The sequence below is a fragment of the Pseudomonas sp. TE36184 genome, assembly GCF_054060055.1.
In genome coordinates this window covers 5,736,819-5,754,115 of sequence record NZ_JBSSCU010000001.1, presented here as the reverse complement: position 1 = coordinate 5,754,115, position 17,297 = coordinate 5,736,819, and the positions used below count along the sequence as shown (strand labels likewise).

17 protein-coding genes and 1 pseudogene are annotated in these 17,297 nt (G+C 60.4%); 9 read left to right on the top strand and 9 right to left on the bottom strand.

Annotated elements, in window-relative coordinates; genetic code table 11:
* Positions 1–34 precede the first annotated feature (34 nt).
* Positions 35–376 (bottom strand): demethoxyubiquinone hydroxylase family protein, encoded by a 342-nt coding sequence (locus ACVWZP_RS26005; protein WP_231589867.1) that lies wholly within the window; start codon positions 374–376, stop codon positions 35–37.
* 181 nt (positions 377–557) lie between these two features.
* On the opposite strand from ACVWZP_RS26005, the gene ACVWZP_RS26000 reads away from it, so the two are divergent.
* The 5 genes from ACVWZP_RS26000 (at position 558) to ACVWZP_RS25980 (ending at position 5,886) form a co-directional block, all read left to right on the top strand.
* The gene (locus ACVWZP_RS26000) at positions 558–938 is read left to right on the top strand and encodes a response regulator (RefSeq protein ID WP_017846735.1); all 381 of its coding nucleotides are present in this window, start codon (positions 558–560) and stop codon (positions 936–938) included.
* 204 nt (positions 939–1,142) lie between these two features.
* Positions 1,143–1,337, top strand: coding sequence for a hypothetical protein (locus ACVWZP_RS25995; protein ID WP_046382114.1), 195 nt, complete (start codon positions 1,143–1,145; stop codon positions 1,335–1,337).
* Between the two features lie 123 nt (positions 1,338–1,460).
* Positions 1,461–3,356, top strand: coding sequence for an alkaline phosphatase D family protein (locus ACVWZP_RS25990; protein ID WP_457370249.1), 1,896 nt, complete (start codon positions 1,461–1,463; stop codon positions 3,354–3,356).
* A 134-nt stretch (positions 3,357–3,490) separates the two neighbouring features.
* Entirely contained in the window at positions 3,491–4,492 is a 1,002-nt protein-coding gene (locus ACVWZP_RS25985) for a sensor domain-containing diguanylate cyclase (protein WP_046382112.1), read from the top strand.
* A gap of 143 nt (positions 4,493–4,635) precedes the next feature.
* Positions 4,636–5,886, top strand: coding sequence for a 2-aminoadipate transaminase (locus tag ACVWZP_RS25980; protein ID WP_108524570.1), 1,251 nt, complete (start codon positions 4,636–4,638; stop codon positions 5,884–5,886).
* On the opposite strand, the gene ACVWZP_RS25975 is transcribed toward ACVWZP_RS25980, so the two are convergent.
* A complete protein-coding gene (locus ACVWZP_RS25975; RefSeq protein ID WP_126588800.1) occupies positions 5,883–7,907 on the bottom strand; it encodes a c-type cytochrome in 2,025 nt (674 codons plus the stop codon). The two genes, ACVWZP_RS25980 and ACVWZP_RS25975, sit on opposite strands and share 4 nt — an antisense overlap.
* 229 nt (positions 7,908–8,136) lie before the next feature.
* Here ACVWZP_RS25975 and ACVWZP_RS25970 point away from each other — a divergent pair, with 229 nt between their 5' ends.
* The 3 genes from ACVWZP_RS25970 (at position 8,137) to ACVWZP_RS25960 (ending at position 9,423) form a co-directional block, all read left to right on the top strand.
* Positions 8,137–8,370 carry a type II toxin-antitoxin system Phd/YefM family antitoxin gene (locus ACVWZP_RS25970; protein ID WP_156179839.1) on the top strand — a complete coding sequence of 78 codons (234 nt, stop codon included), beginning with the start codon at positions 8,137–8,139 and terminating at the stop codon, positions 8,368–8,370.
* Positions 8,337–8,414, top strand: a complete 78-nt coding sequence (locus ACVWZP_RS25965) for a type II toxin-antitoxin system YoeB family toxin (protein WP_141123716.1) — start codon at positions 8,337–8,339, stop codon at positions 8,412–8,414. The genes ACVWZP_RS25970 and ACVWZP_RS25965 overlap by 34 nt, the downstream gene beginning before the upstream one ends.
* A 292-nt stretch (positions 8,415–8,706) precedes the next feature.
* Positions 8,707–9,423: a hypothetical protein gene (locus tag ACVWZP_RS25960; protein ID WP_126586645.1), complete on the top strand. Its 717-nt coding sequence runs from the start codon at positions 8,707–8,709 to the stop codon at positions 9,421–9,423.
* Between the two features lie 59 nt (positions 9,424–9,482).
* Here the strand turns inward: ACVWZP_RS25960 and ptaA are convergent, their stop codons facing one another.
* The 6 genes from ptaA to cyoA form a co-directional block, all read right to left on the bottom strand.
* Entirely contained in the window at positions 9,483–10,577 is a 1,095-nt protein-coding gene (gene ptaA / locus ACVWZP_RS25955) for a pyoverdine biosynthesis transaminase PtaA (RefSeq protein WP_261755594.1), read from the bottom strand.
* A 148-nt stretch (positions 10,578–10,725) separates the two neighbouring features.
* Entirely contained in the window at positions 10,726–11,613 is an 888-nt protein-coding gene (cyoE, locus tag ACVWZP_RS25950) for a heme o synthase (protein WP_017846726.1), read from the bottom strand.
* Positions 11,614–11,624: 11 nt separating this feature from the next.
* Positions 11,625–11,960: a cytochrome o ubiquinol oxidase subunit IV gene (cyoD, locus tag ACVWZP_RS25945; RefSeq protein WP_017846725.1), complete on the bottom strand. Its 336-nt coding sequence runs from the start codon at positions 11,958–11,960 to the stop codon at positions 11,625–11,627.
* Positions 11,960–12,586, bottom strand: coding sequence for a cytochrome o ubiquinol oxidase subunit III (locus tag ACVWZP_RS25940; RefSeq protein ID WP_017846724.1), 627 nt, complete (start codon positions 12,584–12,586; stop codon positions 11,960–11,962). The genes cyoD and ACVWZP_RS25940 overlap by 1 nt, the downstream gene beginning before the upstream one ends.
* 3 nt (positions 12,587–12,589) lie before the next feature.
* Complete coding sequence (gene cyoB, locus ACVWZP_RS25935; RefSeq protein WP_046382107.1) at positions 12,590–14,608, bottom strand: cytochrome o ubiquinol oxidase subunit I; 2,019 nt, start codon at positions 14,606–14,608, stop codon at positions 12,590–12,592.
* A 3-nt stretch (positions 14,609–14,611) separates the two neighbouring features.
* Positions 14,612–15,553 (bottom strand): ubiquinol oxidase subunit II, encoded by a 942-nt coding sequence (gene cyoA / locus ACVWZP_RS25930; protein ID WP_026139992.1) that lies wholly within the window; start codon positions 15,551–15,553, stop codon positions 14,612–14,614.
* Between the two features lie 27 nt (positions 15,554–15,580).
* On the opposite strand from cyoA, the pseudogene ACVWZP_RS25925 reads away from it, so the two are divergent.
* Positions 15,581–15,870, top strand: a pseudogene (locus ACVWZP_RS25925) (hypothetical protein).
* A gap of 473 nt (positions 15,871–16,343) precedes the next feature.
* On the opposite strand, the gene ACVWZP_RS25920 reads toward ACVWZP_RS25925, so the two are convergent.
* Positions 16,344–16,850 (bottom strand): disulfide bond formation protein B, encoded by a 507-nt coding sequence (locus tag ACVWZP_RS25920; RefSeq protein ID WP_017846721.1) that lies wholly within the window; start codon positions 16,848–16,850, stop codon positions 16,344–16,346.
* Positions 16,851–17,297 lie beyond the last annotated feature (447 nt).

Genomic DNA, 17,297 nt, shown 5'->3' with positions numbered 1-17,297 from the left:
CACATCGGGTGATACGGGTAATTATGCCGGTTTGTCAGGAACGCATGCCCATCCAGATCACCGCTTCGGTCCACGCTGTCACCACCGGCGCCAGCGCCCTGAACCACGGGTCGTCCCGCTCGATCTGCGCGGCAGAGTGATCATGGTGGTGCTGTTCCTCCTCGACGATCGAGGCAATCGCGGCCACGGCCAGCGGGTCGATGTCACGCAATGTGTGGAGTTGATGGGCCAGGTGCCTGAGGACCACACTCTCGACCGCAACCGTGGTGGCAACAATTGCTTTGCGGCCGCACAGGCCGGTGATCAGCCCCAGTACCAGGCCGCCGAGACCGCATAGCCAGTAACTGCGGCAGCGGCGGTAACCCCGTCGTCGCAATTCGGCCTCAAGCAAGCGGACCGGGAGTGGGTGGAAAAGCGCCCGTATCGTGCAGCAGCACCCGGCAAATGCGCAACCTAGACGCGCAAAACGACCATCCATCGCTCAGCGCATATCGGATCGAACCTAATCCGCTCCGCCCCACTCCACCCTACTGAACCCTGATGGTGGAGTAAGGATCATGGCTCAGCCATCGATTTTAGTGCTGGAAGACGACGAAATCATTCGCGCGTTAATGGTGGACGTGTTGGAGGATTTCGGCGCACATGTCACCTCGTTTCCTTCGGCGGATGAAGGCATGATCTACCTGGAGCGGGCCGATGACCCGGTGGACCTGATTGTGAGTGATATCCAGATGCCTGGTTTACTCAACGGCTATGACCTGAGTCGCGTGGTGGCCCATCGCTGGCCGTCGGTGCCGGTGCTGCTGACGTCCGGTAACACCGGGCTGGCGGCGCAGCTGGGGGGATCGGTACGCTTCCTGCCCAAGCCGTGGAGCACCGAACATCTGCTCGAATGCGTGCAAACCGCACTGACCCGGCAGGGCGCGTCGATGCATTGATAGCTTCGCGATATCGCTTTGCTCAACGTCACGACGGGCTGGCAGTGGGCTTCGATTTACGGTGCCCACGGTGAATGACGATTCCCACTCCTGAGTAGTCTCGTTTTGACTCAATAGGTTTATAGCGACTGCCTTCTTACCCGCTGTAAGTTCGGTTCGCGTCGACAGTGTTCGCCGCGAACCGAACTTACAGAGGAAACCGTGATGAATATTTTCTACAGCCATCTGAACTTCGAAAATTCGTTTCTGCCGACCTACTTGAACACACAGGTAGACCACCACTCCCCCTCAAAAACGCCCCCTCAGGGAGCGGCCATTGACGTCAATGGCGAGCAGTCGCCTAAAAAAGACCGCGCCGTGAGCGGGCTGGACAGCCTGGGTCGGGGAAACATCATCTGAGGCGCCCGACCAGAGGCTGCCGACCTGCAGCCTCTTCCTCCTTTCGATCCGCCCGGCCTTAACACAATACTGACATCCGCCGGGTTAACCTTCGTGATCATCCTGCGCGGAGCTTTCAACCCTATGCCTCACGCCGGCACCCTGCCCGACGTCCTCGCCGGCCCGCTGCTGCGGCGCCTTGAACCCCTGCGCCTGGTAATGTGGCTGGTGGGGACGCGGCAACTGCCTTTGACCCTCAGGCTGCACGTCGCCGAACAGAGCCGCGACATCGTGCTGGACCAAGGCCAGTGCCAAATCGTGCCGGTGGGGCGCCAGGCCTTTATCCACTTGATCGACATCCCGTTGGACGAGGCCCTGCCCCAGGACGCGCTGATCGGCTATGACCTGCTGATCGACGGGCGCGGCATCGCCCACTGGGCAGCGCACCTGCTCTATTGCGACGCGCAATCGCCGAGTTTCGTGCTGCATAGCCGTATTCATCAACTGGTCCACGGCTCCTGCCGCAAGCCCCATCACCCGGCGGACGAAGGCTTGCTGTGCGTCGATCGCCTGCTGGCCGACGCCCAGACCGCGGCCCAACGCCCGGCATTGTTGATGATGAGCGGCGACCAGGTGTACGCCGACGATGTCGCCGGGCCGATGCTGCGGGCGATTCATGGGCTGATCGCGCGCCTGGGGCTGTTCGACGAATACCTGGAAGGCGCCGTGGTGGACGACAGCACCAGCCTCTACGGGCATCACGCCAGTTATTACCAGCGGGCCGAACTGCTCCCCGCGCTGGACAGCAACGAGACCTTGCGCGAGCGTTTTTTCGGCGGCGTGAAGAAGCCGATTTTCACCAGCAGCACCGCCGACAATCATCTGGTGACCTTCGCCGAAGTGATGGCCATGTATTTGTTGGTCTGGTCCCCCACTCCCTGGACGCTGATCGCGCCACAGCCGCCGCAACTGAGCGCCGACGCGCAACAGCGTTATGCCCGCGAACAGGTGCAGATCGATCGCTTCCGCAACGGCCTGCCCGGCGCCGCGCGGGTGTTTGCCCATCTGTCCACGCTGATGATCTTCGACGATCACGACATCACCGACGACTGGAACCTCAGCGCGCAGTGGGAAGAAACCGCCTACGGCCATCCGTTCTCCAAACGCATCATCGGTAACGCGCTGCTGGCTTACCTGCTGTGCCAAGGCTGGGGCAACCAGCCGCAGGTATTTGGCCCGCTGATCAACCAGACCCAGGCGCTTGTCGCCCAGGCACAGCACAACCACCTGAACGCGGGTGCGCAGGATCAACTGATCGACACGCTGCTGGCCTTCCAACAGTGGCATTACGTGCTGCCGACCACCCCCGCGCTGGTGGTGCTCGACACCCGCACCCGCCGCTGGCGCAGCGAATTCAACCTCAAGCAACCGTCCGGCCTGCTGGACTGGGAAGCCTTGAGCGAACTGCAACAAGCGCTGCTGGACCACCCGTCGGCAATCATCGTCTCCCCCGCGCCGATCTTTGGCGTCAAGCTGATCGAGACCGTGCAAAAAGTGTTCAGTTGGTGCGGCTACCCGCTGCTGGTCGACGCCGAAAACTGGATGGCGCATCGCGGCGCCGCCCAGGTGATCCTGAATATCTTCCGCCACTCCCGCACACCGGGTAACTACGTCATCCTCTCGGGCGACGTGCATTACTCGTTCGTCTACGAAGTGCTGATCCGCCATCGCAACGCCGGCCCCAAGCTCTGGCAGATCACCAGCAGCGGCATCAAGAACGAATTCCCGCCGCGCCTGCTGGAATGGTTCGACCGCCTCAACCGCTGGCTCTACTCGCCGCGCTCCCCACTCAACTGGTTCACCCGCCGCCGCACCATGCAGGTGGTGCCGCATATCCCGGAACACGCCGAAGCCGGTGAACGCTTGTGGAACTCGGCGGGGATCGGCCAGGTATTTTTCAACGAGCAAGGCCAGCCCGAGGCCATTTACCAGCACAACGCCAACGGGAAGGCACCGACGAGGATGCGGGCGCCGAAATAATGGCCCATCGCCACACCTCGACAACCGCACAGTCGCTCTATTCAAAGCGTGCAAGCCCCGTTGTACAGTAGCGCCAGCCACGGAGTATCGGCGTCAATTTGACCGGCCTTGAGGCCCACGCAGGGAGCGCGCACATGGACGATACAGCCGGCAACAAACCATCAACTGACCTCAATGCCGACATGTTGCATGCCGTCATGGAACTGGTCAGCGACGGGGTCTGGGACTGGAACGCGAATACGGGGTTCGTTTACCGCAACCCGGGCTGGTACGAAATGCTCGGTTACCCCCGCCACTCCCTGGAGAACAGCGTGTTCACCTGGGAGAACATCATTCACCCCGACGACTACTCCCGCGTGATGACGGTGTTCGATGACTATATCAACCGTCGCTCGCCCTATTACCAAATCGAATACCGTTGCCGCAAAAAAGACGGCAGCTACCTGTGGATCGAAGACCGCGGCTATGTGGTTGCGCGTAATCTCGACGGCTCGGTAGCGCGCATGGTCGGCGCCCATCGCGACATCAATACGCGCAAGTGCGCGATCGAACAGCTCGAACGGCGCAACCAATCCCTTGAAGCCTTGGTTGCCGAACGCACACGCGAGTTGTCGCGGGTCAACCAGCAACTGCAGTTGCAACTGGACGAGAACCGCTCCCTGGCCGAGCGTGACGCTCTGACCCGCGTGGCCAACCGTTATCGCCTGGAGAAAGTGCTGCTGGAAGAATGCGAGCGCGCCCAACGCTTTCGCCTGCCGTTGGCCCTGGTCGCCATGGATATCGATGACTTCAAGCCGATCAATGATCGACACGGCCACGGCGTCGGCGACCAGACCCTGATGAGCGTCGTGGAGAGCCTGGAGGCCTGCGTGCGCCCCGGTGACTTGCTTGCGCGCTGGGGTGGCGATGAGTTCGTGGTGGTGCTGCCCAAAAGCACCCTGGAGAGCGCAAAAAACCTGGCCGAGCGCATTCGCCAAAGCATGAGCGAAGTCCCCACCGTGGGCGACTTCAAAATCACCCTGAGCCTGGGGGTGGTGGAGCGTCATGCGGGTGAAGGCCCCGACGCCCTGATGGCGCGGGCCGATCAGGCGTTGTATCGCTCCAAGGCAGCGGGGAAGGACATCGTCTCGGAATGAACGCGCGGGTTTGTGGCCCCGAACGGCTGTTTGGCAAGCGCTCCTTCCGATTTGGAATGACCCGGCGACTTTATTTCGTTTGCGGCCCGGCCCGGCTCACGGCTTAGATAAAAAGACGCCCGCCACTGCCGAGTCCGAGATTCATGAGCCGCGAAACCATCAGCCAGTCGATTTCCATCGTCCACCCCATCAGCCTCAGCCACGGCAAGAACGCCGAAGTCTGGGACACCGCGGGCAAGCGCTACATCGATTTTGTCGGCGGCATCGGCGTGCTCAACCTCGGGCACTGCCACCCGGCGGTGGTCGAGGCGATTCGCCAGCAGGCGACCCAACTGACCCACTACGCCTTCAACGCCGCTCCGCACAGGCCTTACATCGAGCTGATGGATCGTCTGAGTGCATTTATCCCGGTGGACTACCCGGTCAGCGGGATGCTCACCAACAGCGGTGCGGAAGCCGCGGAAAACGCCCTGAAGATCGTGCGCGGCGCCACCGGCCGCTCCGCGGTGATCGCCTTCGACGGCGCCTTCCACGGCCGCACCCTCGCCACCCTCAACCTGAATGGCAAGGTCGCGCCCTACAAGCAAAAAGTCGGTGTCCTGCCGGGCCCGGTGTATCACCTGCCCTACCCCAGCGCCGACAACGGCGTGACCTGCGCCGAAGCGCTGAAGGCTATGGACCGCTTGTTCAGCGTGGAAATCGATGTTAACGATGTAGCCTGCTTCATCATTGAGCCGGTGCAGGGTGAAGGCGGTTTCCTCGCGCTGGATATCGCGTTCGCCCAGGCCCTCCGCCGCTTCTGCGATGAGAAAAACATCCTGCTGATCGTCGATGAAATCCAGTCCGGTTTCGGCCGCACCGGGCAACGTTTTGCCTTCTCGCGCCTGGGCATAACGCCGGACTTGATCCTGCTCGGCAAAAGCATCGCCGGCGGTGTGCCGTTGGGTGCTGTGGTGGGGCGCAAGGCGTTACTCGACAACCTGCCCAAAGGCGGGCTGGGCGGCACATATTCGGGCAATCCCATCGCCTGCGCGGCGGCGTTGGCCACCCTGGAGGTGATGACGGATGCACAGTTGCAGGCCTGGGGCACGCGACAGGAAGAGGCCATCCTGCGCCGCTACGAAACCTGGCGCGCGCAACGCCTGTCGCCTTACCTGGGCCGACTGACCGGCGTCGGCGCCATGCGTGGCATCGAGTTGGCCCACGCCGACGGCACGCCCGCGCCCCAGCAACTGAGCCAGTTGCTGAGCCTGGCGCGGGACGCCGGCTTGCTGCTGATGCCCAGCGGCAAGTCGCGGCACATCGTCCGCTTACTGGCACCGCTGACCATTGAGCCGGCGGTGTTGGAGGAAGGCCTGGACATCCTCCAGGCGTGCCTCAAGCAACTGGACTAGTAACGCGCATCCACCGGCTTGCCGCCGTTGGGCCAGTCTTTGACCTTGTCCGGGAAGTCCGGGCGAGGTTGCCCCGAGAAATACGCCGCGACGTCCACCGCTTCCTGGTCGGACAAACCGCCCTGGCCCAACGGGAACTGCTCGTGGAAGCCGATCGGCATGTTGCGTTTGACGAACGCCGCCGCCGTGTAGGTGCGTGCCATGCCGGCGCCGATATTGAACGACTGGTCGCCCCACAGCGGCGGGTACACCCGCTCGCCGTCGGCACGCGCCAGGCCCTCACCGTTGTCGCCATGGCACACCGCGCATTGCTTGGCGTAGACCACCTTGCCATTGGCCAGGTCCGGTTTGATCGCCGGGTCGACCTTGCCTACACCGCGCCCGGCCACCTTGTCTTCGGGGCGGGTGTTGTTCTTCATCCAGTCGAAGTACGCGACCATCGCCTGCATATCCGCCGACTGCGGCGGCAACGGTTTGCCGTTCATCGAGCGCCGGAAGCAGCCGTTGATGCGTTCTTCCAGACTCACCACCTTGCCCGCGCGCGGTGCATAGCTGGGGAAGAAGGCCGACACGCCGACGAAGGGCGAACCGTCCGCCACGGTGCCGGCGTTGAGGTGGCAACTGGTGCAATTGAGCGCGTTGCCGACGTTGTCGGGCAGCAATGCCTTGGTTTGCAGGTGCAGGCGCATGCCGCGCACCACCTGGTCGGCGTTCGGCGCCGCGAGCAGGTCGGCCAGGCGCGGGGTTTCGAAAGTGGAGGAGTCGGTCGTGGCCGGGTTGAGCTGATCGCGCAATGTCTTGACCTGCGCGGCGCTGATCGACGTGCCCTGGTTGCCCCAGCGCGTGCGAACGAAACTGAGGATTTCGGCGACCTCCTGGTCCGCCAGCCGGGCAAACCCGGGCATGGTGTAGACCCGTGGGTGAGTGGCCGTTTGTGCGGTCTCCCAACCGGTGAGGGTGATGTGCAGCAGGGATGTCGGGTCGTTCGAGACGATGCTCGGGTTGCCGGCCAACGGCGGGAACAAGCCTTTCACCCCCGCGCCATCACTGCGGTGGCAGTCGCTGCAGAACTGCATATAACCCAGGCCACCACGGCTGGTGAACAGGTCGGCGGGTGGCGCGGCCGGTGCGCGGGCCACCGACGGCATCGGCAGATCGTCCGGGCCGGGCGGCAAGGATTTCAGATAGCGGGCAATCGCGGTCAGGTCGTCGTCGCTGAAATGCTGGGTGCTGTGGTGAATCACATCGGCCATGTTGCCGGCGACGGTGGCAAAACGGTTCTGCCCGGTCTTGAGCAGTTGCACGGTGTCTTCCACGGTCCACAGGTTGCGCAGGCTCAGGGCGCGCCAATGCTCGACGGTTTCGCCGGCCAGGTAATGCTGGCCGCCGCGCCCGTCGTCGCTCATGGCCTTTTCCTGGAAGGCGATGCCCCGCGGGGTATGACAGGAGCCGCAGTGGCCCAGGCCCTGGACCAGATACGCGCCACGGTTGAGCTGCGCGTCACGGCCGGGGTCGGGCTGAAACGCTTGCTTGTCGAGAAAGGCGAAGTTCCACAAGGCCAGGCCCCAGCGCTGGTTGAACGGGAAGCCCATGTCCGCCTCGAGGTTGGCCTGCCGCACGGGTTCCACGCCTTGCATCAAGTAGGCGTACAAGGCGCGCATGTCCTCCTCGCTCATCTTGGCGTAGGACGGATACGGCATCGCCGGGTACAGGTTCATACCCGCAGGTGTGACACCTTCACGCATGACCCGGTCGAACTGTTCGAAGCTGTAGGCGCCAATGCCGGTCTCGCGGTCCGGCGTGATGTTGCTCGAATAGATCGTGCCCATCGGCGTGCTCAGCTCCAGCCCGCCGGCCATCGCGTTGCCTGGCTTGGCAGTGTGGCAGGCGATGCAGTCGCCTAATTGCGCGACATATTTGCCGTGCTCGATCAGTGCGGTATCGGCGGAATTGGCGTGCAGGGGTAGCGTCAGACCAAACGTCGCTCCCAGCAAGGCCAGGCGTGACAGAGAAAGCGCCATTGCATTAGTCCTTTAATGACCTCGCGTGGGGAAGCCCCCTCGGCGCAGGTCCGTTGTCGTTTTTATGGGTTCATCAGACCTTTGTGTTGTAACGGGTTTAGCGCTGCGGGGTTTTGATGTGGGTCAGGCTCAAACCGTAAGGGTGCCACCCATTGACCGTTGATAAGGAAACCCTTGAACACATGTACGTATTTCTGGACGTTTCGTACCATCAAGCGAGGACATACCCATGGAAACAATCAACTACACCAATGCCCGTGCCCATCTCTCCGAGACAATGGATCGGGTCAATGACGATCACATCCCGTTGCTGCTCACCCGGCAAAAAGGTGAGCCCGTGGTGATGATCTCGCTATCGGAATTCAATGCCCTTGAAGAGACGGCCCCGAACCACTCAAATACAACCTCAGTGACTTCTGGTCTCGGCGAATCACCGCCGAACATCGCTTGGTCTATGGCATAGAGGATGATGAGACTCAGGTCTTGATGTGTCGTTATCACTATTAACGGGGAATACCTGTTGAAGCCGACTGCCCTGGTCCGCGCCTGAAAACATCCGACGCTTTTCTGCAGGGAAGCACACTGGCGCTGGCACCATCGATACTGTCGAGCGGTGCCTGGGCGGGCGGCATGGTGATCGGCAGCCTGTTGGGCATGCGGGTTGACCGTAGGTCTGTTTTGCGGGCGCTGGCCGCGTTGCGTCGCAATAAGGGCATTGTGCTGCCTTGACCTGCCTCCCCTCCCCGCCGAAAATGCCCGACGCTTTTTTGTCCCTGTTTACTGAAGTAGTGAAATTTCAATGCCCGATTCCTACACCGCTGAATCCGCCGAAGAATCCGTAGTCGCCTTGCAATCCAAAGCTGAATACGAAAACGCCATCAATCTTTCACAGCATGTGCCAGCGGCCAAGATCATCAGCGAGATGGTGCTGGACGCGTTCCACACCTCCAAGGAAAGCGACCAGATCCGCGAGTTGCGCGTGGCCATCCGCCAGGCCCACGATGCCTTCGACGACGACAAGGCCTACGACCTGATGGGCCAGCTCAAGCAGCTCAAGGACGCCGAAGCCGCCGACAACATCGCCCTGGAAGACCTGAGCAGCAAGTTCTCGATCAGCCGCATCCTGTCCAGCTTCAAGGACGACCCGGAGTTTCAGGAGCTGGTCTACGGCCTGGCCCTCAAGGTGTTGAACCAGTCCCACCAGGCCATCAGCAACCCGAGCGCCGGCAAGGGCAAGGCCGCGCGGCCGAAGAAAGACGCCGAAGTGTTTGTGATCAGCAAGGATGGCATCAGCGTCACCCTGCCGCTGCGCACGCCGCGCTCGAAGCTCAATGTCGACCGTGAAGCGTTCGAGTTCCTGGGTTTCAGCTTCGTGGGTGAAGGCGATGACGCCGAGTTGGAAGTCGAGAGTTTTGTGGATAACGCCGGCGCCGAACAGCCATTGAGCCGCAAGAGCGTGATCACGGCGTTGCAGCAGCAGACCGCGTTCGATGGGTACAGCATCGCGCAGCAGTAGTACCGCAGAACCCAATGTAGGAGGGGGATTGCTCCCTCCCACATTGGTTTCGTATTGGGTTAAACGCTGCGCTGGACCTGCGCCGCAAACACCTCGCGAAACCGCTCCATCTCGTGCTTGTTCCCCACCGTCACCCGCACCCACTGCGGCCAACTCTTCCATACGCGGCCGATCATCACACCTTGCGCGGCCAGTTTCTCGATCACCTGCTCCGCCGGTTGCTTCACGTCGATCATGAAGCAGTTGCTCTGCGACAGCGTGCAGGTGAACCCACGGGCCTTGAGCCAGGCGACGGTCTCCTCGCGCAGTTGCGCGTTCAGGGCCTTGCGTTGCGGCAACAGGTTGACGTCTTCGAGGCTGGCCTGCGCGCCGAGCAAACCGCTGCCGGCAGGGACGTTATCGCCCCCGAACACCGCGAGGCGCGCCAGCAACGCCGGGGCGCCGATCGCCAGGCCCACGCGCGCGCCGGCCATGCCGTAGATTTTCGAGAAGGTGCGCAACACCAGCAGGTCGTCGTGTTCCTTGACCCAACTGACACAGCTGGGAGCGTCGGCGAAGTCGATGTACGCCTCGTCCACCACCAGCACGCTGCCTTGGGGTTTGTTCGCCAGCGCGTGGCGGATGGCCTCGGTGGACGTCAGGGTACCGGTGGGGTTATTCGGGTTGCACAGGTAGAGCATGCCCGCCTGGGGATCGGCGGCGAGCATCGCGGGGATGTCGTGGGCGTGCTCGGCCGTGAGGCTCACTTCCTGTACCGGCGCCCGGCTCGCCTCGGCCGCCTGGCGCGGCACCTCGTAGGACGGCGTGGCCATCACCAGGCCGCGGCTTTCGCCGGTAAACGCCAACACCGCGTAGCGCAGCGCCGCCATGGAGCCGGAAAACACTGCCACCTGTGCTTCGGCAATCCCCTGCTGCCGGGCAAACAACGCGGCCAGGGCGTACATGTGGCCGTAGGGATAACGCCCGGCCGTGGCAATCGCGTCCTGCATCGCCTCGCGGGCGGCGCCCGAGGGGCCGTAGGGGCTTTCGTTATAGTTGAGCCGCACCTTCTCAGCCTTTGCCGGCGGTGGGCTGGCGACTGCCCAGTCCAGGCGCCCGAGCAAGGGCAAGGCCGCGCCCAAGGCGAGAAGGGACCGACGACTAACGCTGATCATGGTGACAACTCCTTGTACGCGGGTAATGGATTCGCACAGCTCGTACAGTGAGGTATGACGAGAAAGGCGCCGGCCGATTTAATCCCGCACCCAAGAAAAAGCCCCGCACTTCTCACGAAGGCGGGGCTTGTTCACTGCTTGGAACCACTCAGGGCGCGTAGGTCAGCAACAGCTCTCTCGGCACCTGGAAATCCAGGGACATCATCACGCTGAGCGCGGTGATGGTGAAGATCGAGAACACGAACAGCTTGCGTGCCCAGACGGTGTCGTCCACCGCCTTGTAGCCGGTCCAGGCCATGTACAACCAGTACATGCCCATGGCGGCGGCGACGGCAAGGTAGCTCATGCCGGCGTAGCCACTGAAGGTCAACATCAAGGTCGCCACGAGGAAGGCCAGGATGTACAGCAGGATGTGTTTCTTCGCCACCTGGATGCCGCGCTTGACCGGCAGAACCGGAATCGACGCAGCCAGGTAGTCGTTGAAACGGAAGATCGCGATGGCATAGGAATGCGGCATCTGCCACAGGCTGAACATCACCAGCAGCACCAGCGCGGCCATGTCGAAGCTATTGGTCACAGCCACATAACCAATCACCGGCGGCATCGCCCCCGACAGACTGCCCACCAGCGTGCCGTGAACCGACTTGCGCTTGAGGTACAGGCTGTAGAGGCCGACGTAGATGACAAAGCCGATCACGGCAAACAGCGCCGCCAACGGGTTGGCCACCTTGTACAACAACACCACGCCGGCAACACCCAGGACGGTCGCGAACAGCAGTGCCAGTTTCAGGGAAATAAGGCCCTGGACCAGCACGCGATTCTTGGTGCGTTCCATCTTGATATCGATGTCGCGGTCGATGCAGTTGTTGAACACACAACCGGAAGCTACCACCAGGGACGTGCCGATCATGGCGGCCAGGAAGATGGCCAGATCGACATGTCCCTTGGAGGCCAGGAAGAAGCCGCCTGCCACAGAAAGCACGTTACCGAAAATGATCCCCGGTTTGGTGATTTGGATAAAGTGCTTAAGCGACATCGGGTCTTACCTCACTTCGCCATCATGTAGGTGTGGATGCTGAACATGATCCACAGCGACAGACCAACCAGCAGAACGATCACCAGGCCTGCGAACACGAACGCAATCACGTTCTCGCGCTGGGCCTCGGAGCGGTCCAGGTGCAGGAAGTACACCAGGTGAACCAGGACCTGAATCACCGCGAACGCCAGGACGATCATCAAGGTGATCGACTTCGGCAAGGTTGGGTACATCACCAGGCCGAACGGGATCAGGGTCAGGATGACCGACAGGATGAAGCCGATAGCGTAAGTCTTTACGCTGCCGTGACTCGCATCATGGCTGTCATGGGAGTGTGCATTAGCCATTACAGGGTCCCCATCAAGTAGACGACGGTGAATACGCAGATCCAGACCACATCCAGGAAGTGCCAGAACAGGCTCAGGCAGTTCAGGCGAGTCTTGTTGGTGTTGGTCAGGCCGTGTTTATTGACCTGATACATCATCATCGCCATCCAGATCAGGCCAGATGTCACGTGCAGACCGTGGGTCCCCACCAGCGTGAAGAACGCCGACAGGAAGCCGCTGCGGCTAGGGCCGTAGCCTTCGGAGATCAGCAGGTGGAACTCGTTGATCTCCATGCCGATGAAGCCCAGGCCGAACAGGAAGGTCAGGCCCAACCAGGTCAGTACGCCCTGCTTGTTGCCCTTGTAGAAGGACAACATGGCGAAGCCGTAGGTGATCGAACTGAACAACAGCAAGGCGGTTTCGCCGAGCACGTAAGGCAGTTCGAAGATGTCGTGGCCCGCCGGGCCACCCGCTACGTTGTTTACCAGTACCGCGTACACCGCGAAGATCGACGCAAACAAGATGCAGTCGGTCATCAGGTAGAGCCAGAAACCGTAGACGGTTACCGGGCCCGAGTCGTGGTGATGGTCATCGTGCCCATGGTCATCGACATGGGCGTGTCCAGCATTGGTCACTAAGTTCGACATGGTTTAAGCCTGTTCCAACGAGGTTTCTACACGGTTGGCCGGGATCTTCTTCTCGGCCACCAGGCGAGCGTGCTGCTCGGCTTCGATGCGCTCGATCGTTTCGACCGGCACCATGTAGCCTTGATCATCACGTGCAGCGTGGACAATGAAGTAGCCGATGGTGCCCACCAGGCTCACGATTGCCAGCCACCAGATGTGCCAGATCATCGCGAAACCGAACACGGTCAACAGCGCACCCATCACCACGCCAGTGGCGGTGTTGTTTGGCATGTGGATCGGTTCGTAGTGCTTAGGCCGCTGGTACGCAGTACCGTCTTCCTTGGCTTCGGTGAACGCATCGATGGTGTTCGCGGTAGGAATCACGGCGAAGTTGTAGAACGGAGGTGGCGACGAAGTCGACCATTCCAGGGTGTGGCCGTTCCATGGGTCGCCCGATTCGCACATGTTCTGCTTGCGATCACGCACGCTGACATACAGCTGGATCAGTTGGCAGGCGATACCCACCGCGATCAGCACCGCACCGATCATGGCGACGTACAGGTACGGCACCCACTCAGGGTTGGTGGTGGCGTTCAGACGACGGGTCATGCCCATGAAGCCCAGTGCATAGAGCGGCATGAACGCGACGAAGAAGCCCGAGATCCAGAACCAGAATGCAGCCTTGCCCCAACCGTCGTGCAGCTTGAAGCCGAACGCTTTCGGGAAGAAGAAGCTGAAACCAGCGATGTAACCGAATACCGCACCGCCGATGATCACGTTGTGGAAGTGAGCGATCACGAACAAGCTGTTGTGCAGCACGAAGTCAGCACCCGGGATGGCCAGCAGTACGCCGGTCATACCGCCGATGGCGAAGGTCACCATGAAGCCCAGAGTCCACACGACCTGGCTGGTCATACGCAGACGGCCGTGGTAGATGGTGAACAGCCAGTTGAATAGCTTCACCCCCGTCGGGATCGAAATCAGCATCGTCGCCAGGCCGAAGAAGGCGTTGACGCTGGCCCCCGAACCCATGGTGAAGAAGTGGTGCAGCCACACCATGAAGCCCAGTACCGAGATCGCACCGGAGGCGTAGACCATCGAGTGGTGACCGAACAGGCGCTTGCCGGTAAAGGTCGAGATCACTTCGGAGAAGATACCGAACGCTGGCAGGATCAGGATGTACACCTCAGGGTGACCCCATGCCCAGAACAGGTTCACGTACATCATTGGATTGCCACCAAGTTCGTTGGTGAAAATGTGGAAATCCAGGTAACGGTCAAGCGACAGCAGTGCCAGCGTAGCGGTGAGGATCGGGAACGAAGCCACGATCAGCACGTTGGCCCAGGTGCAGGTCCAGGTGAAGATCGGCATGTCCATCATCTTCATGCCAGGGGCGCGCATTTTCAGCACGGTGGCCAGGAAGTTGACCCCCGTCAGCGTCGTCCCGAGCCCTGATAACTGTAGCGCCCAGATGTAGTAGTCCACACCCACGCCCGGACTGTATTTCAGGCCCGACAATGGCGGATACGCAACCCAACCGGTCTTGGCGAATTCGCCGACGCCCAGGGACACGTTGATCAGCACCACGCCAGACACCAGCAGCCAGAAGCTCAGGGAGTTCAGGAACGGGTAGGCAACGTCGCGGGCACCGATCTGCAGCGGCACTGCAAGGTTCATCAGGCCGGTGAAGAAAGGCATCGCCATAAAGATGATCATGATCACACCGTGAGCGGTGAAGATCTGGTCATAGTGTTCAGGCGGCAGGTAGCCTGGCGCGCCCTCAGTGGCCATGGCCAACTGGGTACGCATCATGATGGCGTCGGCAAAACCACGCAGCAGCATGACCATGGCAACGACGATGTACATCACACCGATTTTCTTGTGGTCGACCGAAGTCAGCCACTCAGTCCACAAGTAGGTCCACTTCTTGAAGTAAGTGATACCCCCAACCAGTGCCAGACCACCCAGCGCGATCATGGCGATGGTAATCATCACAATCGGCTCGTGGAACGGGACCGCATCCCAACTTAATTTACCAAACATCGTTTACTCCTCTGCCCCAGCAGTTGAATGCGAGCCCGTGTCAGAACCTTCAACCGCAGCCACTTCTTTCTTCTCGTGCTTGACCGGCTTGCCTGGTTTCATGCCTTCGTACTTGTCGACGACTTTCTGAAACAGGTCAGGCGTGTAAGTGGAGTACAGCGCGACTGGGTTGTTCTGGCTTGGTTTGGCAAGGGCTTCGTATTCAGCTTGATCAAGCTGTTTAGGTGCGGCCTTGACTTCGGCTACCCAGGCGTCGAATTCTTCCTGGCTCGTCGAGATCGCTTTGAATTTCATGCCGGTGAAACCTGCGCCGCTATAGTTGGCGGAGATGCCGTCCATTTCAGCTTTCTGGTTGGCGATCAGGTGCAGCTTGGTCTGCATGCCGGCCATCGCGTAGATCTGGCCACCCAGGCCTGGGATGAAGAACGAGTTCATCACAGTGTCGGAGGTGATCTTGAAGTTAACCGGGGTATGTTCCGGGAACACGATCTTGTTGACGGTGGCGATACCCAGGTCCGGGTAGATGAACAGCCACTTCCAGTCCAGCGCGACCACTTCGATATTGATCGGCTTGACCTCGGAGTCCAGCGGACGGTACGGGTCCAGCGCGTGGGTGGACTTGTAGGTCACATAACCCAGGGCAATGATGATGAGGATCGGAACCAGCCACACCGCGATTTCAATCTTGGTGGAGTGCGACCACTTCGGCGCGTAAGTCGCCTTGGTGTTCGACGCGCGGTATTTCCAGGCGAAGGCGAAGGTCATGATGATCACAGGGACCACGACCAGCAACATCAGCAGGGTGGCAGTGATGATCAGGTTGCGTTCATCCAGACCGACCTGTCCTTTTGGGTCGAGCAAGGACCACTTGCAGCCTCCCAGCATTAACATCATGCCAAGCAGCGGCAAAAAGCCTAGTAATCGGGGGTACCTGTTTTTACTCATCTCACGACCTCTAAAGCAGCTTGCGCAATGCAGTTGGGTTTTGATCGCCAACACTTCACCCTGCCAAGGGTTGGCATTTCTCTTCGATTGAATAAGAGCCTGCCCGTGCGCCCTGATTGGACGGTTCGCGGACCTGCGGTGAGTTCTTATTCGATTTCGTGGTTAAAGGCCTTGTTACAGACCAATTCCATTTGGTGCGGATAGTTGAAAGGCTGCCGGAACCTGGGGTCGCACAGAGCCATCCATCTGCCCCTCGACCGCTCCAATGCTCAAATATTGAACAGCACCGGACATTCAGTGCGGGCGATTGTAGTTAGCTAGCGATGTATAAACCATGTCTTATAAAGAAATAATTTTTATCGATTCCAGCAATAATCCTTCACCTATTTTGCAAAGGTTCGCGATCTTATCGCGTTGGATTCTCAACAAAAACCACAAAAAATGCCGTGTTATAGGGCAAACTGCCACACCCCTTACCCGCCGTAAGGGCCTGAAAAAGCGCTCCAAGCCCCCATAAAACAGGGCACTCGCTGACCACCGAAAGCCGCGAACGGCGCGCTATTCGCGGTGTTGCTCAAACGATGAACTGACAGCACACATTAACGGCCATGGGCAAATTCACGCGGCGTTGCGACGGCTCGGAAACGCCCTGCGACAGCGCCTGTGTGACAACATGTCGCACACTGCGCGCCGTCAAAATTGTCCCGCGTCACTGTCACCTCACAAATCCCTACAAACAAAAACGCCCCGGCTTTCCCTTGAGAAAGACCGGGGCGTTTCAGTGAACGGCTCAGGCTTTGCGTTGGCGATTGCGATAGATACCCAGGGGCACCAGGATCACCGTCAGCACGAACGCCACCAGCGCCCATTGCGCCAGCGACAGGCCGAGCACCGGCGGGTACGGCGTGCTGCAGAAGCCGTCGACCTGGAAGACCAGCGGAAACACCTTGGCCAGGGGCAGGCCGTCAACGATCGGTTGCAGCACATCCACGCCGCAACTGACCTCAGGGAAGAACTGGGTGTACACATGGTGACCGGCAGCCGCCACACCGCCCAAGGCACTGAGCACCACCAACCCTTCAAACAGCGTGATCGCCCCTTTGTTGCGCATAGCCGCACCAATAAACGCAAAAACGGCAATCAACAGCAAGGCATAGCGCTGCAGGATACACAGCGGGCACGGCGCTTCGCCCAACACCACCTGCATGTACAGCGCACCGCCGATCAGCGCCAGGCAGATGATGCCCAGCAACACCAGAAAGCGCCGCTCCCTGCCTAAACGCAATTCGTCACTCATCTCCGTATCCCTTTGTTTGGTTGTGCCTGTGGCGGCAAGTTTACACACAGAGAGTGGTTTAAACAGAAGGGGGTTAACGGCGGATTAATACGCCACTTGTAGGAGCGAGCTTGCTCGCGAAGAACTCAAAGACGCTGCGGTCATCCAGGATGCAGGCGTTATCGTTGACGTTCTTCGCGAGCAAGCTCGCTCCTACAGGTGTGTGGGTGTGGGGGGTTATTCGAGGGCGGCGGCCGGGCCGAAGAATTCGTAGCGGCTTTGTTTTTCGGGTACGCCCAAGGCCTTGAGGTGGCGTTTAATACGCCACTTGTAGGAGCGAGCTTGCTCGCGAAGAACTTAAAGACGCTGCGGTCATCCTGGATGCGGGCGTTATCGTTGACGTTCTTCGCGAGCAAGCTCGCTCCTACAGGTGTATGGGTGTGGGTGTGTGGGGGGGCCGAAGAATTC

Coding starts and splice junctions, on each gene's coding strand:
- ACVWZP_RS26000 (WP_017846735.1), top strand. CDS start 558: ATGGCTCAGCCATCGATTTTAGTGCTGGAAGACGACGAAATCATTCGC.
- ACVWZP_RS25995 (WP_046382114.1), top strand. CDS start 1,143: ATGAATATTTTCTACAGCCATCTGAACTTCGAAAATTCGTTTCTGCCG.
- ACVWZP_RS25990 (WP_457370249.1), top strand. CDS start 1,461: ATGCCTCACGCCGGCACCCTGCCCGACGTCCTCGCCGGCCCGCTGCTG.
- ACVWZP_RS25985 (WP_046382112.1), top strand. CDS start 3,491: ATGGACGATACAGCCGGCAACAAACCATCAACTGACCTCAATGCCGAC.
- ACVWZP_RS25980 (WP_108524570.1), top strand. CDS start 4,636: ATGAGCCGCGAAACCATCAGCCAGTCGATTTCCATCGTCCACCCCATC.
- ACVWZP_RS25975 (WP_126588800.1), bottom strand. CDS start 7,907: ATGGCGCTTTCTCTGTCACGCCTGGCCTTGCTGGGAGCGACGTTTGGT.
- ACVWZP_RS25970 (WP_156179839.1), top strand. CDS start 8,137: ATGGAAACAATCAACTACACCAATGCCCGTGCCCATCTCTCCGAGACA.
- ACVWZP_RS25960 (WP_126586645.1), top strand. CDS start 8,707: ATGCCCGATTCCTACACCGCTGAATCCGCCGAAGAATCCGTAGTCGCC.
- ptaA (WP_261755594.1), bottom strand. CDS start 10,577: ATGATCAGCGTTAGTCGTCGGTCCCTTCTCGCCTTGGGCGCGGCCTTG.
- cyoE (WP_017846726.1), bottom strand. CDS start 11,613: ATGTCGCTTAAGCACTTTATCCAAATCACCAAACCGGGGATCATTTTC.
- cyoD (WP_017846725.1), bottom strand. CDS start 11,960: ATGGCTAATGCACACTCCCATGACAGCCATGATGCGAGTCACGGCAGC.
- ACVWZP_RS25940 (WP_017846724.1), bottom strand. CDS start 12,586: ATGTCGAACTTAGTGACCAATGCTGGACACGCCCATGTCGATGACCAT.
- cyoB (WP_046382107.1), bottom strand. CDS start 14,608: ATGTTTGGTAAATTAAGTTGGGATGCGGTCCCGTTCCACGAGCCGATT.
- cyoA (WP_026139992.1), bottom strand. CDS start 15,553: ATGAGTAAAAACAGGTACCCCCGATTACTAGGCTTTTTGCCGCTGCTT.
- ACVWZP_RS25920 (WP_017846721.1), bottom strand. CDS start 16,850: ATGAGTGACGAATTGCGTTTAGGCAGGGAGCGGCGCTTTCTGGTGTTG.